Source organism: Legionella rowbothamii (assembly GCF_900639985.1).
Lineage (GTDB): Bacteria > Pseudomonadota > Gammaproteobacteria > Legionellales > Legionellaceae > Legionella > Legionella rowbothamii.
In genome coordinates, this window is sequence record NZ_CAAAIM010000001.1 from 623,035 (window position 1) to 648,019 (window position 24,985).

Consider the following 24,985-nt stretch of genomic DNA (forward strand, 5'->3'; position numbering starts at 1 on the left):
CTACGCTGTTACAAACTATAATACAACTCAAACTCATAAGGATGAGTTAGGCTTCTAATTTTAGCAACCTCTTCTCTTTTCATATTAATGTAATTATTAATAAAATCACGCGAAAAGACATCGCCCTGTAATAAGAATTCATGATCTGCAGCCAAGCTATCTAAAGCTTGTTCCAAAGAAGCACTCACTGTAGGTACATCTACTAACTCTTCGGGTGGTAGATCATAAAGATCTTTATCCATTGGTTGACCTGGATGGATTTTATTTTGAATACCATCTAAACCTGCCATCAACATCGCAGCAAAGGCAAGGTATGGATTCGCAGTAGGATCTGGGAAACGCACTTCAATGCGGCGTGCCTTTGGACTACTTACATGCGGAATACGAATCGCTGCAGAACGGTTTCTCGCAGAATAAGCCAACAATACAGGCGCTTCAAAACCTGGAACAAGACGTTTGTAGCTATTTGTTGATGGATTTGTAAATGCGTTTAATGCACGAGCATGCTTAATGATACCGCCGATATAATACAATGCTGTTTCAGAAAGCCCCGCATATTGATCGCCAGAAAATAAATTATGTCCGTCTTTAGCTAAAGATTGGTGACAGTGCATACCGCTTCCATTATCACCTACCAATGGTTTAGGCATAAAGGTTGCGGTTTTTCCATAGTTGTGAGCCACATTATGAATCACATATTTTAAAATTTGTAACCGATCTGCCTTATCCGTTAATGAGCTAAAACGTGTTGCCAATTCGCATTGGTTTGCGGTTGCTACTTCATGATGATGCGCTTCAACTACTTCACCAAGTGACTCAAGAGTCAAACACATGGCAGAACGAATATCATGGGATGAATCTACTGGCGGTACAGGGAAATAACCACCTTTTATTGATGGGCGGTGACCAATATTTCCACCTTCCATTTCTTTAGATGAACTCCACTCAGCCTCTTCTGAATCAATTTTATAAAAAGAACCAGAAATATTTGTTTGCCATTGCACGCTATCGAATATAAAAAATTCAGGTTCTGGCCCAAAGAATGCTGTATCCGCAATACCTGTAGATTGCAAATAAGCTTCTGCACGTTTTGCCAGTGATCTGGGACAACGCTCATAGCCCATCATGGTTTTGGGATCGACCACATCACAACGAATAAATAAGGTGTTATCCTGGAAGAACGGATCAAATTTAATTGTTTCCAAATCGGGAATTAACGCTAAATCTGATTGGTGAATTTTTTGCCAACCTTTGAACGAAGAACCATCAATCATTTTACCGTTATCAATTAAATCATCATCAACACAGGAAATAGGAACAGTAATATGTTGCTCTTTTCCACGTATGTCAGTGAATCGTAAATCTATAAACTTGGCATCATGTTCCGTAATTGCCTCAAGTAATAATTTTTTGCTCATTTATCATTCTCCAGGATAGTCTGAATGTAGTGTACCTTAAGTGACTTATTAAACCCAATAGATTAGACTCTAGTTTTATTTTAATTTTAAAGCATAAAAAAGAATGGGTGCGTATCAATATCAAGCATTAAAAAAAAATGGCAGCACAAGTAAAGGAGTGCTAGAAGCTGACTCAGAGCGCCATGCCCGCCAATTATTACGCGATCAAGGATTGATTCCTACCCAAGTCCAGGTGTTAACCCAACAACGATCCGGGAGTAGTGGCAGCAAAGGCAAAATCTCTGCCGCAGACCTCTCTCTTTTTACTCGTCAATTAGCTACTTTATTAGCTGCGGGAATTCCTGTTGAAGAATCGTTGCGGGGAGTCAGCGAACAAACAGAAAAAGATAAAGTACGAGAGCTAATTATCGGCGTACGGGCCAAAGTACTTGAAGGTTATGGTTTAGCCCAGGCAATGTCCCAATACTCCCAAGCATTTCCTGAATTATACCGTTCTACTGTAGGTTCAGGAGAGCAAACTGGACACCTTGATGTGGTCCTGGAAAAGCTTGCCGATTACACTGAAAATCAGCAGCAAACTCGACAAAAAGTGCAACAAGCACTGATCTATCCTGCCATTATGATCATTGTTTCTATAGGCATTATTTCTTTTTTGCTCAGCTTTGTAGTCCCTAAAATTATTGAGGTATTTACCAGTAGTGGGCAAACCCTACCCGCAATGACCGAAGTATTAATTAGTATTAGTAATTTCGTAAAATCCTATGGCTTATATGCTTTAGTTGTCATTGTTTTGCTTATTTATGCGTTTAAGAAAAGCCTCAGCAATATAAAAGTTAAAACAGTTTGGCATCGTTTTCTGCTTAAATTACCCGTGGTTTCCTATTTAGTAAAAACCATTAATGTCGCGCGCTACATTCATACCTTCGGTATTTTATTTGCCGCCGGGGTCAGCGTTTTGGAAACTATGCGGGTTTCTGCAAGTCTGGTAACGAACTTAGTAATGAGGCAAGCCTTCGATACAGCAACAATCAAGGTACGAGAAGGCTCTGGAATAAGTGAAGCCCTGAAAGAAACAGGCTATATTAGTCCTATGGCCATTCATTTGATTTCCAGTGGTGAAAAAAGTGGGCAGCTTTCACCCATGATGGAACGTTCAGCGAGCCACTTAGATAATGAAGTAAAACGTCTTATTGACACGTCTTTAACCTTATTGGAACCTTTAGTTATTTTACTAATGGGGGCAGTTGTTCTATTTATCGTTTTAGCAACATTATTACCTATTTTCTCAATGGAACAATTGATAACATAAGAGTGGATTTCCACTAAATAGCGTTTTATTTAAATAGCAGGAGTAACATGAACAGACAAAAAGGTTTTTCCTTAATTGAAATTATGGTGGTTGTGGTCATTTTAGGTATTCTTGCCTCCATTGTTGTTCCCAAAATTATGGGTCGTCCCGATGAAGCGCGGCGCGTAAAAGCAAAACAAGACGTACTGGCTATTCAAAATGCCCTTGATTTATACAAGCTCGATAATGGTAATTACCCCTCTACGGATCAAGGTTTGATGGCATTGGTAGAAAAACCAGCGTCCAACCCGATTCCTCATAATTGGAAACAATATTTAAAATCATTACCCAAAGATCCTTGGAATAGAGATTACCTCTATTTAAATCCAGGCCAACATGGTGATGTAGACGTCTTTACCTATGGGGCTGAAGGTCAACCGGGTGGTACAGGCATTAATGCAGAAATTGGTAACTGGGATGAGAAATAACCGGGGGTTCACCCTAATTGAAATTATGGTCGTAATTGTGATTATAGGCATTACCGTTGGTTTTGCCTTAATCGCTTTTGGTGATTTCGGTGAGGGCAAGCGCATCCAATTTGCTGCGGAACAATTAGTAAATAGTATGCGCCTTGCTCAACAACAAGCTATTTTAGAAACAAGCACATTAGGCTTGCGCATTGATAGTAAGAGTTATCAAATTCTGCAATTGCAAGGTTCTCAATGGAGTCCTATGTCTAATAAAGGAATTTTTAAAATAACTTATTTTCCACACAATACCCTAATTACATTGAATACGCCTAGTCGCTCTCCTATTGGCACTCCCTCTATTATCATCACTGCCTCGGGCGATATGACGCCTTTTACTTTAGGTTTTGGTAGTACGAAAGAAGGTCAGCAGGTAGTACTTACAGGTCGTCGTAACGGTGATTTAACAATTAGGGCAGCAAATACAAAATGATGATGCATCGCAAAACCTCTGGTTTTACCCTCATTGAGGTTTTATTAGCTCTTACGATCATTGCCGTAGCCCTAACGGCATTGCTTAAAGCAATTGCGCAAAATGTAGAACATACGCAACGTATAAAAGAAAAAACCATAAGTCATTGGGTAGCGATGCAAGGTGTTGCTATGGTGCAATTAGGCTTATTGCAAATTAATCAAAGCCAAGAAAGCACTCAGGATACAACGATGCTAGGTGAGCATTGGTTTTGGCGCGCAAAAACCAGCACCACCCCCATCAAATCGATACAACTCATCACTATATCCGTTAGTACGGAAAAAGCAGGGCCTTTCCGAGAAGAATTACACGCATTTAGGTATGTACCATGAAGAAAAAATCGGGATTTACGCTCATTGAAGTTTTAATTGCCTTAGCGGTATTTGCGATTTTGGCCTCTATTACCTCATCTACTCTATATTACGCTTTTAATACACGTACTCGTGTTAATGAACAAAGTGAACGTCTAAGTGCTCTACAACTTACAATTAGCATCGTTCAACAAGATATCAGCCAAACAGCCGAACGTGCGATTCGTGGTAATGATATGCGTTTATTTCCGATTTTTATCGGTCGCCCGGATTATGTAGAATTTACCCGAGATGGTGATGTAAATCCGGGAAGTGTAGAAAAACGCAGCTCCCTCAAACGAGTTGCATTGGTCTGCCAAAATAATTCATTGCTGCGCCGAACCTGGGACACTTTAGATCCATTTGATCGAAATACTCATGCGGACAAAGTGCTTGTTTCGAATTTAAGCGACTGCCATTTTGGTTTTTTAAACCAAAGCTTACAAGTATTTCCTGAATGGAGGGCTGATGCAGTAAATCAAGATCAAAATAAAGAGTCATTACCTAAGGCAGTCCAAATCAATCTTACTGTGAAAAAGCTAGGAGAACTTAATTTATTATTTACGATCCCTGGGGCACTTTATGCCAATAGTTAATTCACCACCGGTATTTTCTGCTCCAACGGCTCCCTCAAAATCACGGGGTGGCGCGTTGCTTACCGCCTTATTTATTATGACCCTGGTCGCTATTGTTGCAACTGCCATGAGTTCTCGACTCCAAGTTGATATCTACCGCACTCGCCTGATTATCAACCATGACAAGCTCTATTTAGCCTCTCAAGCGGTTACTTTCTGGGCAATGAGTGAACTGGGAGATGTAAAGAAAAAATTTTCCGCCGTGGACGCTGAAGGGATGGTCAGTTTCTACCCCAGAAACATGGGCTCAATCTACCCTTCCGTCACCTTAAGTGGGGGGATTTATGATTTGCAAGGTCGCTTTAACCTCAATAATCTGACCAATAAAAAATACATATTAGGTTTTATTAATTTTGTTAGTGCGACAGGGGCTCAAATGACTGCTGCTGAAAAAATGAATTTGGCATTAGCAATTAATAACTGGGTATCCCCTTATGAGCTTGGGGTAGGCGAAGACAATTTTCTTTCTTATTACCTACATCAAAAGCCCCCCTACCACCCCAGCCGCCAATTCATGATCAGCAGCTCTGAGCTTCGTTTAGTTAAAGACGTGAGCCCGAAAATTTTTGCAGCTTTACAACCTTATATGACAGCTCTGCCTGACTTAACCGCCATCAACATCAATACAGCCTCCAAACAAGTACTGATGTCGTTAAACAATACAATGAATGAACAAAAGGTCGATGAACTTATTGAGCTTCGTGGAAAAAATGGTTTTAAGAGCATAGAAAAAGCGAGTAATTTATTAAAAAAATTGAATGTCTCCAATGACCAAATTACTTTAGAAAGCGCTTATTTCCTTAGCGTGGCCCATGCGTCTATAGATAATTTTAATTTTACTGTGTATACCTTGCTTAAAAGAAATCGTGATAAAAAAGGAAAAATTACAGTAAGCATTCTTCGTGAAAGTTTTAATGTTTTTTAAGATTATTGCTCCATTTCACTCAACAAGGAGAAAACATTATTGACCAATATAGAGACAGGGTGATAAAGGTTAACGAGATCTTTCGGCTTTCTTTCCAGCATTTCTTTAATCCTGATAAATATCAAGCTACAGTTAAGTTTACCCTCCCACCTTAAGTGATGAAGCCCTGACTTTAAAGCCTTTCTGTAGTACAATATGCCTACTAAATTCCCTTAGAGTTCTTATTATGAATAACCCGGTTTTTTATTTACCCCTGGCGATGCTCTATCAAAAGCCTGATTTTACGAAACATAATGAAGCCATGAAGATTTATCTTCAATCACAATTCGGCGAAAGATATTTTGATGAAACGATGCCAGTTGAGACCAAATGGGACCTATTAATGGGATCGTTTAAAAGACAGGTTCCAGAAGAATACCACGAACTGTTTGAATCCTTTAAAGAAAGACGCAAACAGAGTGTAGATGGCAACCGATTTAATTTATCGCTTCAAGATACCTTGGTGCTTTTTGAAAATTTTTATTTTTTATACAACGGCGATAATGCAGATTTTTGTATTTCACAATCAACCCAAGCTAAATTTCTTGAGGAATTAAAAAGAGCCATGTGCCCAGGTGTATGCGAACCTGGTATTGCCACAGAATTTAATACGCATTTGAGAAAATATCGGTCAGATACCAATTGGATTTTAGTCGAGCTTCATGAGCAACGCTGTAACATTATTCAGCGCATCGCAGATGAATACAATGCCATAAACCATGTCAATGAAGCTCTGTCGATACATACGGTCATGCATATGTTTTCTCTGGCCAAAAATAAGTCACTGGGCGTGGATAATGAAAAGGAAATCGAGGATGCATATAGCTATCTTACTCAAACTCAATCGATGACTGCATACTTTGAATCTGTATACGAAGAATATTTTACGCAGTATGAGGCCAATCTAATAAACAATCTAGCTGAATCGGCCTTATTAAACCTGCGAATAGACCCTTTAGCAGAACTCGATCTTTCCGACTGGGATAACAACGCACTGGTATTAACGGAGACAGAGACGAATAGTATTTATCCAAAACTTGGCGAATTTTTTAGCCTTTATTTTGCCACAAATGATCGGCAATCTATTGTTGAATACGAGGAAGCACTTTCCATATTTAAGAAGAGTGATGTTTTAGCTCAGTTAAAAATACTTGTTGAAAAAAAATTAGAGCAGGAAAACTTCCTGGTTAATTTTAACAAGCTAACTGAAGAAAATGCCCAGCACTATAATTTACGTCTCCCTACAGGCATTAGTGTAGAAATGCTTTGCACTTTAAACGAAACGCTGCAAAACGCCCAAGATAATCCCCAACAGATACGACAGATTTTAACGGACAACAGGAAGTTAGTTGAAAAATATCCCTGTTTGATCGCGAGCGCGGTATTAGCTAACCCTAAATTATGGCGTTATTTACCCGGAACATTAAGAAATCATAGTGCTTTTTTGGATTCTCTCATCGGCAAAATAGACTTTGTTACTCAAGAAAAGATTCAAAATGGCAATGCGGATGACACTGACTCTCAGATTGAATTATTGCTGATGATGATTAAACCGAACTATGATTTCTTAAAGGGATATTCTTCTTCTTTCTTTTTAAGCAACATAGAAATAGCATTAAAACTAGTAGCAAAAAATGGTTTTCTTTATAAATATTTAAGTCCAGCACTTCAAAATAATAAACAGGTAATGGATTATGCATTAGAACAAAATCCACAAGTTAGTAAGTATTTTCCAGAAAATAGACAATTACAGTTAAATAGTAATACAGATAAATTAATCAATTTGGGAGTAGAATTTCACAACAATTGGGCGAATAGTAGTCTCGTTGAGAGAATAGATAAATCCGAAAGTGTTTTAAGCTTGCTTGAAACAGAATTTGTGTCCCTATCAACACTCACTCAGCTTGCCCAATCTCTATCTCCAAGTGAACTGTTATGGATAATCAAAGCACGTCAACAAAGAGGGTTACAAAATCTACCTGAATTGACTGAAGAGGGATTAAATCAATTTATTGAAGCTCTGGAACTAAGAGATAGAGGATGGGAGCCTAATTACCTGAATTTCAAACGCACAATACCACCAAACAGTCAGCATTTAGACCTGAACTTTTCTTTCAACCAAAGATACCATAAAGAGCTGGCACAGCGATGTGTTGCTCGCTCCAATCAATGGCTGACTGCATTTTTTGCATTTCAAAAACAAATTCCTGTGTATTATAAGCCGTTTTCAGGATCAGAAGATGTGTTGGATCAATTAAAATTAACCGGCCGGATTGCTTTTTCATTTTTGAAATCTATCGGTGAATCACTACTTGTTCTGGGAAGGTTGGGCCTAAACTACGCGGTTACTTTGTTACCTCCTTTGATTGATTTCTATTTGACTCCTTACCTACTATTTATAGTCAATAGTATTGCTGCCTATACAGGAGGACTGTTCTTGCTTTGGATGCTCCAGCTTTACGGAGGATCAGTGATTATTAATAATTGGTTGGATAATAAGTTCAACCCGCTTGTCAATCTTGCGTTATTTATTATAGCGCTTTCTGCCCCGACTTTTTTTATAACTGGGATCCTTACTCTTGAATTAGTGTATCTGGGTTGTTATGTTTTGGCTGCTTTGATCGCGGCTTCGAGCGCTGTCTTCGGTACATCATGGTCACTTACTGAAATTAATACCTTGGCTTCAACTGCATTAAGCCATTGGTTGTTAGCGAATTTCTATTTCGTCATACATTCTATAGAAGCAGTGATTCATTTTGGTTTGAAATTAACGGTGGAATGGCCAAAACATTTTTTTGCCCTGATTGTACCTTGGGTTACTCGTAGCATTGCTAGCTGTTCTAATACGGATAGCCATGCGATTGGAGATGACTTATTAAAAATCAAAGTGGAAAATAGTATCTCCCGTTTGTTGGGAAGTGATTCGGTGAGTGCCAATCTAAAAGGTACGGTGCTAGAGTCCTTATGGCAAAAAATTCAACTGGATGTTAAACAGTCGGAAGGAACGCTTACTTTCGAAAAAGCACTCAATCGCAAATACATTTTTTCTACCGATGGCAAGACCTGTGAAAAGAGTTTTATGGAGGTTGCAGAAACGCACCGACAGGATAAAGAAGGATTTAACCTCAATACGACTCAAACACGTTATTCCTTCTTTTGTATTAAATCCAAAACCTCAACGGCAAGTAATTTACAGAATTACGCAGACAAGTGGGTGGATGATGATGAAACACCAGCGATAGTTTTGGTCTAATTAACTAATCATAGCAGCTCGCTCCTATTACCCATGAGGTAATGGCATAGATTCCACCAACGCGGCGCGCCAAGGAAGGCTACCGCCAAAACGCATAGGCTACGATTTACACAAACAGCCCGAACTGATGAGAGTAAATCTTTATGCAAGCGTTAAGTCATTGGTGCAGCCCTACACCCCTACACGCTTTGCTCGTGTCAGAGCAACCCTGCAGCTCACACCTTAGCTTCGGCCGTTGGCCGCCTAGTTCTAGTGTAATGAAATGAGCTAATCTCCTAATCGAGGCAATACTAATGTCTTCTTGAAGAGAATCAATACAACTTAAATTGAATGCTCTTCCGAAGTCATGCCTGTTTTTTTGTCGTTCCGCTTAAATTTACGTAAGTTGTTTTTTTTATTGGATAAATTGACAAAATAAAAGGCGGCGCGATACACTCCTGCCCCCTAAGACAAATACTTAGTCAGAACAAAGCGAAATCAGCATGGAAATAAAATTTCTTATGTTGACCCATCAAAATTTTTTAGACATTAGATTTTGATGGAAATATAAATTTTAAACTGAAAGGACCTCATGACTTTGCAATCCCTTACTTTACTTGAAACCGCTCAAGTTTGTCCTTCATTATTGGAAACATTTTCTGTTGGGGAATTAACTTGCCTATTTAACTCCAGCAAGGATTGGCAAAACTTTATCACAGAGCAATACCACGACTCTTGGCTTTTAACCGCTATTAATCCTAAGAGAAAAATAGCATACCAATTTAACCACCTAGTACTGAGAAAAGTAGAACAACAGCATTTAGCTGATTACCTCCATACGCTAAACAGTCTTGAACTATCACCTAAACAGCTTCCTTGGTTATCTAATTATGCCATAGAATTTATTGACTGGATGGAGAAATGCCCTCACTTAAATGATTACGCTCTAATCGATGAATTGCTCCAGCTTGTACGTAAAACATCTAAAAAAAACACTCTTACAAAGAAAATATTTTCAAGTCGTTGGTGCCAGGAATTTACTCTAAACTCTTCTTGGATGCCTCGAAAGGAAACTGATTTCAGTGTTCCGTTTTATTGGTTACTAGCTAAATACAATCAAATAGATTTACTAGAAAAGCTTAGAGCTCTACATCCACAAACACTCATTGACTTAAATACAACACCTACCTCTCCCAATCATCCTGACCATGGAATCACTCCAGCTTGGTTGCTCGCGAAATACAACCAAATCGATTTACTGAAAGAACTTATAGCTCTGAATCCACAAGCACTCATTGACTTAAATGCAGCACCAACGAATCCAAATCACCCCTGCTATGGGATTAACCTAGTTTGGTGGCTTGTTGCAAACAAACAAATTGACTTCCTGAAACATCTGATAATCTTACAGCCACAAACACTCGTTGATTTATGCGTAGCACCAATTCAACATAATGGTCAGTACCATGGTATCCATGTGGCTTGGTGGCTAGCTGTAACCGATATTGACTTACTGGAACACCTTATTGGCCAACAACCACACGCAATCATCGATTTAAATGCGTTCCCTCCAGATCCTGATATTCAGGATCATGGCATTTCCCTGGCTTGGATGCTTGCTGGAAACAATGAAATTGGTTTACTGCAAACACTGATAGATCGTCATCCCGACACAGTCCTTAATTTAAATGCCGGACCAACTCACTCCAATCATCAATGTCATGGGATTACCCTGGCGTGGTGGCTTGCCAAACACAATCAAATTGATTTATTGAGAGCACTCATTGCCCAACAACCACAAGTAATCAATTTAAATATGGCGCCCACCAATTCCAAGCTCGAAGACGATGGGGTCACCTTGGCCTGGTGGCTCGTTAAACACAATCAAATCAATTTACTGCAAGATCTCAAAGCCCAACAACCACAGACAGCTATTGATTTTAATGTGTCCCCTAACAATCCTGATAGCCCAGACTATGGAATCACCCTAACGCAAATGCTAAGCAGCGAACAATTAAATTCATTGTCTTCCTCCGATTTAGCTACCTTTTCTTTTTTCAATTCAACAACAAGAAATACGAGTAATAATTCCAATATTCATAAACCTGAATCGGAAAATACCGAAATGAGTCCACCAAATTGACTAAAAAACCGTTCGATGTACCGGGGCGCCCTAAAATATCAACGTAAAACTATGACAAATCTCTTCTCTCACTCCCCTAGAAGTTAATAAATTGATACTCCAAGAGCTCATTATTGCAAAAACCACTTAAAGAAAATTAATAAGCCTTAATGCAAAATATTTATACTACAATTTGATAAATAATCTTGATGAAGCACATCATTTACTCTGGAGAACTCATGACGACATATATATTCCCAGGACAGGGCTCCCAATCTCTAGGTATGGGAAAAAACTTATTCAATGATTTTACACATCTTATTAATGAGGCAGATGAAATTCTTGGCTATTCCATCACCCAATTGTGCTTGGAAGATCCGCAAAAAATGTTAACTAATACTCAATATACCCAGCCTGCACTGTTTACCATAAACGCCCTATCCTTTTTAAAGAAACTACAAGAAACTGATAAACAACCGGATTTTCTTATGGGGCATAGTTTAGGTGAATATAATGCGCTATTCGCTTCAGGGGTATTTGATTTTGCAACCGGATTACAAATTGTTAAAAAGCGCGGGGAGCTAATGAGTGCGGCAAATAATGGTTCTATGGCTGCTGTTATTGGAAAAAATGAGGATGAAATTGAGCAAATTTTGCAAGAAAGCAACTTCAATGCACTGTCCATCGCTAATTACAATTCCCATACTCAAATCGTCCTTTCAGGCCCTAAACATCTTATTGATCAAGCTGGAGAGGTTTTTAAAAATAGGGGGGCCTTCTATATTCCACTTAAAGTAAGTGGTGCCTTTCACTCTCCAGAAATGGATGACGTCTCAAATCAGTTTGCTGAATTTCTACAACCTTTTATTTTTTCAGCCCCTAAAACACCCGTAATTGCGAATATTAATGCCATACCGTACAAGGAAAATAATGTTCATTATAATTTAACCGAACAAATAAATCATCCTGTCCGTTGGACTCAGGGAGTAGAATACTTGCTAGCCCTTGGAGAACATAATTTCGAAGAAATTGGCCCTGGTGTGGTATTGCGCGGTTTAATTAATCGAATTAAAAAGAATCAATAAAATCATATCTCTTTCCCCTCAAAAATAGTGTCATTCCTGTTCTGGCGGGAATGACAAACCCCAAAAGCCCACATCCGAAGTCTATAATTCATATATAATGATCATTTTATGACCACTCTTATTAATCTATAAAGTGAGACTTATCATGAAAGCTTTATATGAGTCAACTGGAAATGGAAGAGCAAGCCAGCCTAAACTACACAGTGACATTTGTCGTTGTACTTTATGTATGAAAAGTAAAATACCTGACGCAATCGCACAGGAGCATACTAAAGGTTTAAAAGCGACTATGGTTGATAGAAGAGATCCTGATGTAGAAGGCAGTAAGCCTTTAATGAAAGCAACCCAAGCCCATGCCATTCTTAAAGCAGGAACTACCATAAATATGCTAGATGCAACAGGAATTTCTGAGGATCTATTGCCTGATCGAAGTGGTAACATCAAAATTACCCCCCCTAAAGAGTTAACGATAAAAGCCGCATGGAAAACCAAAAGTGAAGAAACAGCCAAAAGTGGACGAAATGCCAGTGTTTTTGGCAATTTAGGAGTCTTGCTGATCCCCCCTAGCGTGAAAACTATTGATATTCCCACAATGAATGCGTTAGCAGTACCTTCCTCGTTCTTAGAAAAATACGGAGCAGAGCTTATTCCACTCAGTCAATCCTTTACCTTAGATGCCGTAGAAGATGAAGAATTAGAAAATCTTTACCTGGTTCAATATGATTGGGATCCAGACTACATTCAAAACTATGTAATGAAGCTACAAGGTGGTGGCGGTTTATTCGTGGAAACTCACCCATTCCCTCATGTATTCGCGCCCTTATCTCCTGACTGTAAAGGTGCATTAATTTTAGGTGTCGACCAACATGATGGTACTTTTGATTTTGCTGCCTTTGAAATACCCTTTGGTTATACCCTGAAAATTGGCAGTAATGTGATTCATGGAGATTCATTTTTTGTTGGGCCTTATGCCATCGCCTTAACTGAAACCGAACTAGCTGACTCAGTAATTTTAAAACAAGAAACCCCCAAACGTGATGTACAGCATGTCATTCAAACCTCTGTTCCCATTTTTTCATTACCCTTACTCATGGAGCATCGATTATCCTCTGAAATTAATGAGCGAATGCAAAAATTAAATAATGAACTGTTGATTAAGAAAATTCGCCATGAAGGGGCAACTGGAAAAGGACTTAGCTTTTTCCAACATTTACCCGGAGAGGTGCTGTCTGAGGTGCGAGATTTATCTGCTGAGGCGCAAGAAGCTTATGATCAACGATATGGATTGGTGACCTATATTCCGAAGCCGTAGCTGGGCTGTGAGTCTAAAAACTGCGCAACTCCGGGTGCTGGGCTTCACAGCCCAGGCCTACACATCCATCTGAATACTATTACTTATCTTCCTCATCCTTAGGAGGCGGAGGGACTAATTTCTTAACTAACTTGTCAGCCTCTTTTAAATCCTGCTCGGATAATTTACCTTTTAGTCCTTTCAGCTCTTTAAGTGCAGGAGGATATTTGCCATCAGCTGCTAACTTATACCATGCATAAGCTGTAACCCAGTTTTTTTCTACCCCAAGACCTGCCAGGTACAGATAACCTAATTTAGCCTGTCCCATCGGATTACCTTGGGCTGCAGCCTTAGTAAACCAATAAGCAGCTTGTTCGTAATCTTTATCAGTTCCGGTTCCTGTCAATAATAATTGTCCTAATTGCGCTTGAGCATCCGCCTCTCCTGCCTGAGCTGCAATCTGATACCAATAAGCAGCCTTCTGTGGATCTGCCTCAACACCGAGTCCATTTAGATAGTAATAAGCTAAATAGCCGGCTGCTTTAGGATGATTTTGATTAGCCGCCTGGGAGAACCAATAAAAGGCGGAGCTGTCATCCGCAGCAACGCCAGGTTGCTGCCCTGTATAAAGCAAACCTAGACTATACTCCGCTCGTGCATCGCCCTGTTCACCCGCTTTATGATACCAATAAAGAGCCTGATTCACGTTTTTCTCAGTACCAATACCCATCACGTAGGCGTATGCAAGATTTACCTGAGCTTTGACATAACCTTGTTGTGCAGATTTTTTAAACCATAGCAATGCACTTTTAGGATTTTCTTTAACCCCATCTCCCGTAGAATACATTAATCCTACGTTACGTTGCGCCACAGCATTACCTTGTTGCGCAGCCTTCATGTACCATTTGAACGCCTCATCAAAATTTTGCTTCACTCCTTCACCCAAATCATACATAAATCCCAAGCTTAACTGGGCTAAGGCATAATTTTTCTCTGCTGATTTGTGATACCAGCTTAATGCTTCTGCAGGGTTTTTATTGATACCCTGTCCATATTGAAACATACGCCCTACTAAATACATCGCTTCAACATTACCACCCCGAGCTGCTTGCATCAAATGGGGGTAGGCCGTGGTGTAGTCTCCATTTTCAAAAGCTGTAAAACCAACAATCTCATCTGCATACGCAACATTTACCATTAATAACATTGCGAAAATTAGATTGCGCATACCGACTCCATTCATGTCCCCATATTAAAATAGTAGAGTATTGGACCAACAAAGCAAGTATTTAAACTTACTAATGGTTTGTTCCCATAATAGTGGCGGGTTTAAATTAAACAAGGAAACTATTAATATTAGTTTATATCCCGCCCTTAGGGGGAGTGTAGTATGAAGCATCTCAAAGTTCAGCGGTCTCCACTCTGGGGTTTCTTCACTTCGTTCGCAATGACAGGTCAGCTTAAAAGGACAAGGAGGCTAAAGCCTAGAGGCACACTCAATAATAACCAATCATTGCAGGAAACGTAGTAACGAAGCAACCCTAGAGTACGACTCACTGAACCCTGGGTTGCTTTTCTTCGCGCAATGCCTGTGCCTTATTTCCCAGCAAGCATCATTTTTCCGATTAATATGGAGCCACAGCGTGTTGCGATATTCGGATTAATATCATTACCCACCGCCAAAATAGATTGGAACATTTCCTTCAAGTTACCTGCGATGGTAACCTCATCCACAGGGAATTGAATTTCACCATTCTCTACCCAATAACCACTCGCGCCACGTGAATAGTCACCAGTAACCCCATTCACCCCTTGCCCCATCAATTCAGTAACTAATAGGCCTGTTCCCATCTTTTTCAATAAATCAGTAAGATCACCCGCAGTAGGGTCAATGGTCAAATTATGAACGCCATCACTGTTTGCCGTGGTTTTTAATCCTAAACGCCGCGCAGAATAACTTCCCAATACATACTGCTTTACTCGCCCCTTTTCAATAATATGATTGGGACGAGTAGGAACCCCTTCCCCATCAAAAGGTGAACTACCTAATGCTCCTGGCAAATGCGGTTGTTCATAAACATTTATAAATTCAGGGAAAATTTGTTGGTCAATTGAATCCAATAGGAAGGTATTTTTGCGATATAAATTCGAACCACTAATTGCATTAATCAAACTGCCAAATAAACCACTAGAAACACGCGAGGAAAAAATAACAGGCACTGTTTGTGTTTCAACCTGCTTTGCTCCTAAACGACTCAGAGCACGCTCTACCGCATTTCGTGCAATATGGTGGGGGTCGATAAGATCTTTGGCATTACGCACTGTGGTGTAGTCATAGTCCCTTTGCATTTCATCACCTTCTGCAGCAATCAGTGAGCAGCTTAAACTATGGCGGGTGCTGTGAATAAAGCCTGAGCCACCATTAGTATTGGCAAAACCATGATGTGATTCATAGCTGGAAACATTCACTCCATCAGAATTAGTAATCCGTTTATCTAAAGACAAAGCGTGCGACTCACATTTTATTGCTAACTCAATAGCTTGCTCGGGGTTGATATCCCAAGGATGGTATAAATCTAAATCGGGATATTCTGTAGTCATTAACTCTTTATCCGCCAATCCAAAACAAGGATCTTCGGCACTGACTCGAGCAATATCACAAGCTGCCTTCACCATCGCTTCTAATGCAGCAGGTGAAATATCGGTGCTGCTAGCCCCACCTTTACGCTGGCCAATGTAAACAGTTAAACCCACACCCTTATCTTCGCTAAACGCAACAGTTTCTACTGCCCCCATGCGTACGTCGACAGAAAAACCCCGATCGTTATTCACAGCCACCGCAGCATCCGTTGCGCCCTCTTTTTTAGCAAGCTCCAGCACGTCTTTCATCAATTGAGTTAATTCTATTGTTGACTTATGTACTTCAGTATTGTTATGTTGCGTTCTAATTTGCATAAAATTTCCATGGTGTTGAATGATGCAAATAAGGATACAATAACATGTCTTCGCAAACCAATAATTATGCTGAAAACAAATCATTTTTGTTTTATTTGCTGTTTTTTCTGGTCAGCCTGTTGACTCCAGTTTACTCTTATTCAGCAGGAAATTGGCACCAATTAAGCCCTGGTATTGAATATCAAGACCTTGCGGGGGGATTACTCGCGCCTTGGTCTCATATATATGCTTTTCGCATTGATCTTAATAAAAATAAACTGGCAATTGTCAGTGCCAAGTCCTTATCGCTTAAAAATGCTTCAGCCGATCAATTTGCTGAACACAGCCAAGCCTTACTGAGCATTAATGGTGGTTTTTTTGATCATCAATTTAATCCTCTAGGATTGAGAATTAATAATTATCGACAAGAAAATCCTTTAAAACGCATCAGCTGGTGGGGAGTTTTCTACGTCAAAAATAATAAAGCCTATATCTCTAGCCTTAATCGTTTTCGTCAAGATGATGAAATTAGCTTTGCCATGCAAAGCGGACCTCGGTTACTAATTAAGGGCAAAATCCCTTCACTAAAACCAGGAGAAGCTGATCGCTCTGCCTTAGGCATCACTGCCAAAGGAAAAGTTATTATTCTCGTTTCAACTAATGCCACCATGTCTACCAACAAATTGGCTCATTTACTAAAAGCCCCTCCTTTATCTTGTGTTGATGCCATCAATCTTGACGGTGGAAGTTCAAGCCAACTTTATGCCCATATTGGTTCTTTTCAGCTCAACGTTCATAGTTTTTCGAATGTTAGTGATGCAATTATTGTAAAAAAAGCATAGAATCGCCGCCCCGGGTTTGAGCTCAACCAAAATCAACATCGATGTCCCATGGACAAACCGCGGGAGGGAATGAGCTCAAAAGTAGTAAATCGGGGATAAATTGTAGCTTTAATAAAAAAATATAAAAACACACAAGTTATCCACAATATACTCCCAATTTATTCTATTGACCCTTACACGAAAACACATTATCTTGTATCTAAGGCGCGAAAAACATCTACATATTGGGTTTTCTGCTATAATCTAATTAATAGTGAATAAAATTCGCTCGACAACTGATAACAACCATACGAGGTGGAGAAAAAATGTCCGCAATTCTTGATCCGGTAAATGATGTGCCGCTAACGAGTCAACTGGAATTGACAGCTAATGCTCCAGGTGTGCTTAAAACCATAAAACGTAACGGCAAAGTCGTGAATTACGATGACTCTAAAATTAAAGTTGCAATTACCAAGGCATTTATTGCCAATGAAGGTGGTACTGCTCCTACTTCAGATCGTATTCATGAACAGATCGAAGAATTAACTCGTCAAATCACTCAAGCGTTTAAACGCCGCTTACCTACTGGTGGTGCAATTCATATTGAAGACATTCAAGATCAAGTTGAATTAGCGTTAATGCGTAGTGGTCACTACAAAGTTGCTCGTGCTTATGTACTTTATCGTGAAGAACACCGTCTTGCGCGCCAAGTAGAACTAACCCAACAAGCTAGCGACAACAAAACACTATTAATTACTATGCCTGATGGTGAATTAAGACCATTAGACATGGAGCGTGTGAATACAATTGTTAATGAATCATGCCGTGACCTCGCTCATGTTACTGCGGAACCAGTAATTAAAGATGCGATGCGCAATCTTTATAATCAAGCTAAATTTGAAGATGTGCATAAAGCATTAATTATGTCAGCCCGTGCCCTAATTGAAAAAGAACCCAACTATACCTTTGTAAGTGCTCGTTTGTTATTAGACACCTTACGTATGGAAGCACTCGGCAAATTGAACATTAAAGCAGATGCTACCTTTGATGAAATGTCAGCCCTTTATCCAGCCTACTTCAAAACCTACATTGGTCATGGGATTCAACAAGGCTTACTCGATGCCAAAATGGCAGATTTTGACTTAGATAAATTAGGTAAAGCATTGTTACCACAACGTGATATGCAATTTACTTACTTAAGTCTACAAACATTATATGACCGTTATTTCCTACATGATCACGGTGTACGTTATGAATTACCTCAAGCGTTTTTCATGCGTGTCGCTATGGGTCTTGCAATGCGTGAGAAAAATAAAGAAGAAAAAGCTATTGAATTTTACTTACTAATTTCTTCTTTTGACTACATGTCTTCTACACCAACCCTGTTCAACTCAGGTACTGTTCGCCCACAATTATCAAGTTGCTACTTAACTACAGTACCAGATCATTTAGATGGTATTTACAGTGCGATTAAAGACAATGCCCTACTTTCAAAATTTGCGGGCGGATTGGGTAACGACTGGACTCCAGTGCGCGCCATGGGTTCACACATTAAAGGCACCAATGGTAAATCTCAGGGTGTTGTACCTTTCTTGAACGTTGCCGATGCCACAGCAGTTGCTGTAAACCAGGGTGGTAAGCGTAAAGGTGCTGTATGTGCATACTTAGAATGCTGGCATAAAGACGTAGAAGAGTTCCTCGATCTAAGAAAAAATACTGGGGACGATCGCCGCCGTACTCATGATATGAATACCGCAATTTGGATTCCAGATTTATTCATGATGCGTGTTCGTGAAGAAGGCGAGTGGACTTTATTCTCTCCTGATGAAGTGCCAGAGCTGCACGATTGCTACGGTAAAGAATTTGAAACTCTATACAAAGAGTATGAAGCTAAGGCACGTCAAGGCGTTATCAAAAATAGCAAAACACTCCCTGCAGTGAAATTATGGCGCAGAATGCTTTCCATGCTGTTTGAAACAGGCCATCCATGGATGACATTTAAAGATCCCTGTAACTTGCGTTCACCACAGCAACATGCTGGTGTGGTTCACAGTTCAAACTTATGTACTGAAATTACACTGAACACGTCTGAAGAAGAAATTGCAGTATGTAATCTGGGTAGTGTTAACTTACCAGCACACATTAAGAATGGTCAGCTGGATAAGGATAAGTTAAAACGTACGATTACCACAGCGATTCGTATGTTGGATAACGTAATTGATATTAACTACTACTCTGTACCACAGGCACGTAACTCAAACTTGAAACACAGACCAATTGGTTTAGGTTTAATGGGCTTCCAAGATGCCTTATACGAGTTGAAAATTGATTACGCATCTCAAGCAGCCGTTGAATTTGCTGACGCCTCTATGGAATTAATCAGCTATTATGCAATTGAAGCTTCTTGTGATTTAGCGAAAGAGCGTGGCAGCTATTCAAGTTATGAAGGCTCTTTATGGAGCAAGGGAATTCTACCGATTGATTCCATTAACTTATTGCAACAAGCTCGAAGCAAATACCTAGAGCAAGACCGTTCACAGCGCTTAGATTGGGAGTCTTTACGTATTAAAGTACGTACTCAAGGTATGCGCAACTCTAATGTGATGGCAATTGCCCCTACAGCTACGATTTCCAATATTTGTGGTGTAGCACAATCTATTGAGCCTACGTACCAAAACTTGTATGTGAAATCAAATCTCTCAGGAGAGTTTACAGTAATTAACCCATATCTGGTTGCCGACTTAAAGGCACTTGATCTCTGGGATGAAGTAATGGTTAACGACCTAAAATACTTCAATGGTAGCGTGCAACCAATCAGCCGTATTCCTGCTGAATTAAAAACACGTTATGCAACTTCATTTGAAATTGACCCAATGTGGTTAGTGGATGCAGCTTCTCGCCGCCAGAAATGGATCGACCAAGCTCAATCACTCAATATCTATATGGCTCAGCCTTCCGGTAAAAAACTGGATCAACTGTACATGCATGCTTGGATACGTGGATTAAAAACTACTTATTATTTACGTAGTTTAGGAGCAACGAATGCTGAAAAATCCACCATCACTGATGGCGCATTAAATGCGGTTAAAATTATCAGCGATGAACAGCCTAAAGTATGTTCCATACTCGATCCAGACTGTGAAGCCTGCCAATAAATCAGGAGAATATGAATGCAAAATTTAGATACACAAAAAACAGCCCCTGCCGTAGGTGCAACGGGCTTTGAGTCTCTTGAAATGGGCGCTGCTCGCATCCACGTAGATGACAAGCAAATTATTAATTGCCGTGCGGATTTAAACCAGCTGGTCCCATTTAAGTATAGATGGGCCTGGGATAAGTACCTTTCTGCATGTGCAAACCATTGGATGCCCAATGAAATTAACATGAGCGCTGACGTAGCTCTGTGGAAAGATCCGAATGGACTGACTGAAGATGAGCGTTTGATTATCAAACGTAACCTAGGATTTTTCTCTACGGCAGATTCATTAGTTGCAAATAACTTGGTGTTGGCAGTATATCGACATATCACTAACCCAGAATGCCGACAATATCTGTTACGTCAGGCTTTCGAAGAGGCATTACATACTCATGCTTATCAATACGTTATTGAAAGCTTGGGACTTGATGAAGCTGAAGTCTTCAACATGTACCGTGAAATTCCATCGGTGGCAACAAAAGCATCTTGGGCTCTACCCTTTACTCAAAGTTTAGGAGATGAAACCTTCCATACTGGAACGCTTGAAAATGATCAACGTTTACTCAGAGATCTAATTGCCTTCTACGTTATTTTCGAAGGAATTTTCTTCTACGTTGGCTTTACGCAAATCCTTTCTATGGGACGCCGTAATAAAATGGTAGGAACTTCAGAACAGTTCCAATACATTTTACGTGATGAATCAATGCACATGAACTTTGGTATTGATGTGATTAACCAAATTAAAATTGAAAATCCATATCTATGGACTCCAGAATTCAAAGAAGAAATCATTCAACTTATTCGTCATGGCGTTGAGTTAGAATACCAATATGCTAAAGACACTATGCCACATGGTATCTTAGGCATGAATGCAGAAATGTTCGAAGAATATCTGCACTTCATTGCTAACCGTCGCTTAAGCCAAATTGGGTTACCAGAGCAATACCCTGGCGCTGAAAACCCATTCCCATGGATGAGTGAAATGCTAGATTTGAAGAAAGAGAAAAACTTCTTTGAAACCCGCGTTATTGAATATCAAGCAGGCGGTACTCTAAGCTGGGATGATGACGAATAAGTAAATTTCCTCAGGAAATATAGGCTGGGCTGCAAAGCCCAGCACAAAAAGTAGCACCAATTTATTGCTACGCCTTACAACCCTGCCTACATTCAAAATTAGCGAAAGTAGTACTCATTAAATACTTAAATTAATATTATTGCGTAAACACCCACCAAATTACACTTCCCTTTTACTTACACAACTGTTACATTTCTATACGGATTAATTACACCCGAGGTGAAAAAATGGGAAAACCGTTACGCCAACAGAATGAAACTAATAATTATTTCCTACTCCAATGCATGGCTGGAATCACTGTCGCCGCATTAACAGCCGCGGCAATCACAGCCCTTGCCGTACTGCAATTCGGTGCGACAGCATCCGGATTAGCAACAACCAACATGATGTTTGCATCTTCATTGGCTGCAGCCTCTTCCCCCATTCTCCCAATGGTTGTTATAGGTGCAATTGGATTTGCTCTCCTATTATCGTTGTTTAATAATTGTGGAAGTAATAATACGACCGTCAGAGTTGTTCCAACCAGACCATATGGTAGCTTCTGGGGGGGATCATCTTATGGCTGGGGATCTTCGCCAAATGTTCATGTGCATCACACTGGACATCATCATGACGGGCAGGTACATAATCATGGGGGGCATATACACGTACCCAGTAGCTCAACCCATAGTCACCCCTCATCTTCTAGTGGCAATATACATAGTCATTTCCCCAGCGGAAATGTACATAGCCATGGCGGTGGAGCAAGAGTAGAGGTGCATGGTAATCATGGAACAACACATGGCCATAGAATGTAAGGCTACGTTCACAAAGTAGGTTATTTAAAGTACTAGCTCAGATAGGGTACGTTATATCTTGGGGATGTTTATGACGAAGGTTCACTCCAATGTGGCACACTCTCAACTCCATGCCGCAATTAGGAGGTCCTTCGCCATGCTCGAGATTACGTATCCTATAACATTCCATTTTATCACATCAATCGAGCAATCTTTTGCTTCACCAACTCTCGGGCATGCTTCCCAGTAGTAAAGTCTTTATTATCTTTTTCCACCACAAATTGGACAAAATAAATGGTCCGTTGCTCTTTCTGAGCCCATCCCACAAACCAACCAATTTGTCTATCTAATTGTTTCGAACCATCCTCATTTAAAAGATAGCCCGCACCAGTCTTACCAAATAATTTCCAATCTCCTGGCAATTCTTCTACGAATAAAATCTTTTTGGTCATGACCATAGCGTGGGAACTTACAGGTAATTTCCCCTCATCTAAGCGGGTTAAAAACTCAATTTGCTGCTGTGGTGAAATGCGTAATGAACTGGATAACCAAGCACGAGTTAACCCGTTATTTGCCCCTTTATCCCCCGATACATCCTCATTTCCATAATTAAAAGCCTGCACATACCGTTTAAATCGCTCCATGCCCAGCTTGTGTGTAATAACCTGGCTGTACCATACACAACTATTTTTTATCCAAGTCGTTGGAGTATGGGGCTGTTTCCAAACCTCCAAATAATCAGCATAACCTTCTTTAAAAGGCCATTCGGGATGGAGTGCATCGACTAAAATACCCTCATTAAATCCCATCAAACTAATCGCAATTTTAAAAGTTGAACAAGGCGCTTGATGCAACGAGCACGCCCCCTCTTGCTTCACTACCTTTCCGTTTTCTTTTGCAATAAAACAATCATCATTAGTCCATGCCTGTGTAGTTATAACCCACAAGACAATAAAAAATAAAATCTTTTTTTTCATATTACAAAACCATCCCATTAACTTGGCTATCCCATAATTTTTTAAAATAGCTTTGCTCATTCCGAATCAGTTCATCAAATGAGCCCTCTTCAATAATCGCCCCACCCTCCATTACGATAATTCGGTCCATATGTCGAATAGTGGAAAGACGATGTGCGATGACAATTACGGTTGCATTATTTTGCTCCAGCATTGCATTAATGGAGTGCTGTATTTCCTGCTCAGAAATACTATCCAAACTTGAAGTAGCCTCATCAAGCACCACAATAGGCGCATTTTTTAAGAAAGCGCGTGCAATGGCAATCCGTTGGCGTTGTCCACCAGAAAGCTTAACTCCTCGCTCTCCCACCATGGTATCGTATTTTTCCGGTAATGATTCAATGAAGGAGGCAATATTTGCCATTTCTGCAGCCTGTTTAATTTCCGCTAAGGTCGCATCCTCTTTTGCATATCCAATATTTTCACCAATCGTACGATGAAACAACATAATATCCTGCGGAATAAGCGAAATTTGCTGGCGCAGAGCGTCGGAAGTAATTTTTAAAATAGGCTCACCATCAATCAAAATTTGCCCTGAGGGCGCTTTAAAATTCTTTAACAAGAGGGCAATTAACGTCGACTTTCCCGCACCAGAATGCCCCACCAAGCCAATCTTCTCACCTGGTTTAATGCAAAGATTCAAATTAGAAAAAACCGGGGCTGCATGCTCATAGGCAAATGACACCTGTTGAAACTCAATCGCCCCCTTTTGAATTTGAAACGCACGCGCTTGAGAATCATCCACTGCATCATGCGGGGTCTGCAAAATGGTAAATGAAGACTTAAAGTCTCCGATTTCCTTTAAGAAAGTACAAAGACCGCTCATCAAAGTCCACAAATCAAAAGAAATCGTCAGTGAGGTCAGCATTACAAAAAGAAAATCACCAGTTGAAATACTGCCCTGTTTACGCAGATAAATCATAAAGAAAAAAACTGAGATGAGCATAAACCAATACAGTACCGAGCCGACCAGATTAAATTTAAAATCATATTGGTAAAGCTCTACTTGGCGCGGAACAAAATCATCAGCCATGATCCCGTTAATCCGCGTAGACTCCGCACGCCGCTTCGCGAAATAAAACAAGGAAAAGATATTGGTAATATTATCAGAGAACGTCCCCATTACCTGATGCTTACTTTCAGCAGCTCGATTAGAGAGGGTGTTCAACTTCAAAGCCATAGGCAGCATGAGCGCCATAACCAAAACACACCAAGCAAGCATAAAGAAAAATACGCTAAGATTAACAATCATAAGGACAAAAACAGAAACAACCACCACACAAAAATGCTTACCGACAATATGATGCAAATTCGCAAAAACACTGTCATAACCATCTAAAATCCCTTTCAACTTACTAATGACCGTACCCGTTGGTGTATTTTGAAAGTAATTATAAGAATGATGCTGCACATAATCATAAGCCGTAGACAACAAACGCTGCCGCGCATAAGGCTCAGCCCGCCACTCCGCAAAATCGCTCAACCGCCAAAACAAATCTAAAGAAACCTGCGCCACAACGAATAAAACGATAGGAAACAGCAAGTTAGAATAGGAGGAAACATCCGTCCCTGAAAACGCATCCACCAGTAGTTTAAAGGAGTAATTATTAGCAAAAATATAAATCGCAGTAAAAATAGGAGCTTGCAGCATCAAGACATACCACCAACGGTAAGGCTTAATTACTTGCCATAGAAAGTGCCAAGGAGAATGAAACGGATAACTAATATCAGCAGACTTGTCCATAATAAGACGCTCTAAATCCAGGGTCGCGTCAGTATACTA

The 24,985-nt window shown here is 40.0% G+C and carries 19 protein-coding genes; 14 read left to right on the plus strand and 5 right to left on the minus strand.

Annotated elements, in window-relative coordinates; translation table 11 throughout:
* Window positions 1-8: 8 nt before the first annotated feature.
* On the minus strand, window positions 9-1,418 hold the full coding sequence (gene glnA, locus E1P08_RS02565; RefSeq protein ID WP_133135446.1) for a type I glutamate--ammonia ligase: 1,410 nt from the start codon (window positions 1,416-1,418) through the stop codon (window positions 9-11).
* Between the two features lie 103 nt (window positions 1,419-1,521).
* Here glnA and lspF point away from each other — a divergent pair, with 103 nt between their 5' ends.
* The 10 genes from lspF to E1P08_RS02615 all read left to right on the plus strand — a co-directional run bounded on the left by lspF (window position 1,522) and on the right by E1P08_RS02615 (window position 13,405).
* The gene (gene lspF / locus E1P08_RS02570) at window positions 1,522-2,727 is read left to right on the plus strand and encodes a GspF family T2SS innner membrane protein variant LspF (protein ID WP_133135447.1); all 1,206 of its coding nucleotides are present in this window, start codon (window positions 1,522-1,524) and stop codon (window positions 2,725-2,727) included.
* A 47-nt stretch (window positions 2,728-2,774) separates the two neighbouring features.
* Window positions 2,775-3,194, plus strand: a complete 420-nt coding sequence (lspG, locus tag E1P08_RS02575) for a GspG family T2SS major pseudopilin variant LspG (protein ID WP_133135448.1) — start codon at window positions 2,775-2,777, stop codon at window positions 3,192-3,194.
* Window positions 3,184-3,666, plus strand: a complete 483-nt coding sequence (gspH, locus tag E1P08_RS02580) for a type II secretion system minor pseudopilin GspH (protein WP_133135449.1) — start codon at window positions 3,184-3,186, stop codon at window positions 3,664-3,666. The genes lspG and gspH overlap by 11 nt, the downstream gene beginning before the upstream one ends.
* Window positions 3,663-4,037 carry a GspI family T2SS minor pseudopilin variant LspI gene (lspI, locus tag E1P08_RS02585; RefSeq protein ID WP_133135450.1) on the plus strand — a complete coding sequence of 125 codons (375 nt, stop codon included), beginning with the start codon at window positions 3,663-3,665 and terminating at the stop codon, window positions 4,035-4,037. Before gspH ends, lspI begins: the two co-directional genes overlap by 4 nt.
* Window positions 4,034-4,651, plus strand: coding sequence for a GspJ family T2SS minor pseudopilin variant LspJ (gene lspJ / locus E1P08_RS02590; protein WP_133135451.1), 618 nt, complete (start codon window positions 4,034-4,036; stop codon window positions 4,649-4,651). Before lspI ends, lspJ begins: the two co-directional genes overlap by 4 nt.
* On the plus strand, window positions 4,638-5,615 hold the full coding sequence (gene gspK, locus E1P08_RS02595) for a type II secretion system minor pseudopilin GspK (RefSeq protein ID WP_133135452.1): 978 nt from the start codon (window positions 4,638-4,640) through the stop codon (window positions 5,613-5,615). The genes lspJ and gspK overlap by 14 nt, the downstream gene beginning before the upstream one ends.
* Window positions 5,616-5,841: 226 nt before the next feature.
* Window positions 5,842-8,907, plus strand: a complete 3,066-nt coding sequence (locus E1P08_RS02600; RefSeq protein ID WP_133135453.1) for a DUF4116 domain-containing protein — start codon at window positions 5,842-5,844, stop codon at window positions 8,905-8,907.
* 571 nt (window positions 8,908-9,478) lie between these two features.
* The gene (locus E1P08_RS02605; RefSeq protein WP_133135454.1) at window positions 9,479-11,029 is read left to right on the plus strand and encodes a hypothetical protein; all 1,551 of its coding nucleotides are present in this window, start codon (window positions 9,479-9,481) and stop codon (window positions 11,027-11,029) included.
* Window positions 11,030-11,247: 218 nt separating this feature from the next.
* The gene (fabD, locus tag E1P08_RS02610) at window positions 11,248-12,093 is read left to right on the plus strand and encodes an ACP S-malonyltransferase (RefSeq protein ID WP_133135455.1); all 846 of its coding nucleotides are present in this window, start codon (window positions 11,248-11,250) and stop codon (window positions 12,091-12,093) included.
* Between the two features lie 145 nt (window positions 12,094-12,238).
* The gene (locus E1P08_RS02615) at window positions 12,239-13,405 is read left to right on the plus strand and encodes a hypothetical protein (protein ID WP_133135456.1); all 1,167 of its coding nucleotides are present in this window, start codon (window positions 12,239-12,241) and stop codon (window positions 13,403-13,405) included.
* Window positions 13,406-13,484: 79 nt separating this feature from the next.
* Here the strand turns inward: E1P08_RS02615 and E1P08_RS02620 are convergent, their stop codons facing one another.
* Entirely contained in the window at window positions 13,485-14,612 is a 1,128-nt protein-coding gene (locus tag E1P08_RS02620; protein ID WP_133135457.1) for an SEL1-like repeat protein, read from the minus strand.
* A gap of 368 nt (window positions 14,613-14,980) precedes the next feature.
* Window positions 14,981-16,339: a metalloprotease PmbA gene (gene pmbA / locus E1P08_RS02625; protein ID WP_133135458.1), complete on the minus strand. Its 1,359-nt coding sequence runs from the start codon at window positions 16,337-16,339 to the stop codon at window positions 14,981-14,983.
* Window positions 16,340-16,383: 44 nt separating this feature from the next.
* Between pmbA and E1P08_RS02630 the strand changes: the two genes are divergently transcribed.
* The 4 genes from E1P08_RS02630 (at window position 16,384) to E1P08_RS02645 (ending at window position 22,207) form a co-directional block, all read left to right on the plus strand.
* Entirely contained in the window at window positions 16,384-17,160 is a 777-nt protein-coding gene (locus tag E1P08_RS02630; RefSeq protein WP_133135459.1) for a phosphodiester glycosidase family protein, read from the plus strand.
* Window positions 17,161-17,465: 305 nt separating this feature from the next.
* The gene (locus E1P08_RS02635) at window positions 17,466-20,294 is read left to right on the plus strand and encodes a ribonucleoside-diphosphate reductase subunit alpha (RefSeq protein WP_133135460.1); all 2,829 of its coding nucleotides are present in this window, start codon (window positions 17,466-17,468) and stop codon (window positions 20,292-20,294) included.
* A gap of 15 nt (window positions 20,295-20,309) precedes the next feature.
* Entirely contained in the window at window positions 20,310-21,410 is a 1,101-nt protein-coding gene (locus E1P08_RS02640) for a ribonucleotide-diphosphate reductase subunit beta (RefSeq protein WP_133135461.1), read from the plus strand.
* 227 nt (window positions 21,411-21,637) lie between these two features.
* Entirely contained in the window at window positions 21,638-22,207 is a 570-nt protein-coding gene (locus E1P08_RS02645) for a hypothetical protein (RefSeq protein WP_133135462.1), read from the plus strand.
* A 173-nt stretch (window positions 22,208-22,380) separates the two neighbouring features.
* On the opposite strand, the gene blaOXA is transcribed toward E1P08_RS02645, so the two are convergent.
* On the minus strand, window positions 22,381-23,163 hold the full coding sequence (gene blaOXA / locus E1P08_RS02650; protein WP_133135463.1) for a class D beta-lactamase: 783 nt from the start codon (window positions 23,161-23,163) through the stop codon (window positions 22,381-22,383).
* 1 nt (window position 23,164) lies between these two features.
* Window positions 23,165-24,946: an ABC transporter ATP-binding protein gene (locus E1P08_RS02655; protein ID WP_133135464.1), complete on the minus strand. Its 1,782-nt coding sequence runs from the start codon at window positions 24,944-24,946 to the stop codon at window positions 23,165-23,167.
* Between the last annotated feature and the right edge of the window lie 39 nt (window positions 24,947-24,985).

Bases quoted from the DNA above. Each gene is read 5' to 3' on its own strand.
- glnA (WP_133135446.1), bottom strand. From the start codon at position 1,418: ATGAGCAAAAAATTATTACTTGAGGCAATTACGGAACATGATGCCAAG.
- lspF (WP_133135447.1), top strand. From the start codon at position 1,522: ATGGGTGCGTATCAATATCAAGCATTAAAAAAAAATGGCAGCACAAGT.
- lspG (WP_133135448.1), top strand. From the start codon at position 2,775: ATGAACAGACAAAAAGGTTTTTCCTTAATTGAAATTATGGTGGTTGTG.
- gspH (WP_133135449.1), top strand. From the start codon at position 3,184: ATGAGAAATAACCGGGGGTTCACCCTAATTGAAATTATGGTCGTAATT.
- lspI (WP_133135450.1), top strand. From the start codon at position 3,663: ATGATGATGCATCGCAAAACCTCTGGTTTTACCCTCATTGAGGTTTTA.
- lspJ (WP_133135451.1), top strand. From the start codon at position 4,034: ATGAAGAAAAAATCGGGATTTACGCTCATTGAAGTTTTAATTGCCTTA.
- gspK (WP_133135452.1), top strand. From the start codon at position 4,638: ATGCCAATAGTTAATTCACCACCGGTATTTTCTGCTCCAACGGCTCCC.
- E1P08_RS02600 (WP_133135453.1), top strand. From the start codon at position 5,842: ATGAATAACCCGGTTTTTTATTTACCCCTGGCGATGCTCTATCAAAAG.
- E1P08_RS02605 (WP_133135454.1), top strand. From the start codon at position 9,479: ATGACTTTGCAATCCCTTACTTTACTTGAAACCGCTCAAGTTTGTCCT.
- fabD (WP_133135455.1), top strand. From the start codon at position 11,248: ATGACGACATATATATTCCCAGGACAGGGCTCCCAATCTCTAGGTATG.
- E1P08_RS02615 (WP_133135456.1), top strand. From the start codon at position 12,239: ATGAAAGCTTTATATGAGTCAACTGGAAATGGAAGAGCAAGCCAGCCT.
- E1P08_RS02620 (WP_133135457.1), bottom strand. From the start codon at position 14,612: ATGCGCAATCTAATTTTCGCAATGTTATTAATGGTAAATGTTGCGTAT.
- pmbA (WP_133135458.1), bottom strand. From the start codon at position 16,339: ATGCAAATTAGAACGCAACATAACAATACTGAAGTACATAAGTCAACA.
- E1P08_RS02630 (WP_133135459.1), top strand. From the start codon at position 16,384: ATGTCTTCGCAAACCAATAATTATGCTGAAAACAAATCATTTTTGTTT.
- E1P08_RS02635 (WP_133135460.1), top strand. From the start codon at position 17,466: ATGTCCGCAATTCTTGATCCGGTAAATGATGTGCCGCTAACGAGTCAA.
- E1P08_RS02640 (WP_133135461.1), top strand. From the start codon at position 20,310: ATGCAAAATTTAGATACACAAAAAACAGCCCCTGCCGTAGGTGCAACG.
- E1P08_RS02645 (WP_133135462.1), top strand. From the start codon at position 21,638: ATGGGAAAACCGTTACGCCAACAGAATGAAACTAATAATTATTTCCTA.
- blaOXA (WP_133135463.1), bottom strand. From the start codon at position 23,163: ATGAAAAAAAAGATTTTATTTTTTATTGTCTTGTGGGTTATAACTACA.
- E1P08_RS02655 (WP_133135464.1), bottom strand. From the start codon at position 24,946: ATGGACAAGTCTGCTGATATTAGTTATCCGTTTCATTCTCCTTGGCAC.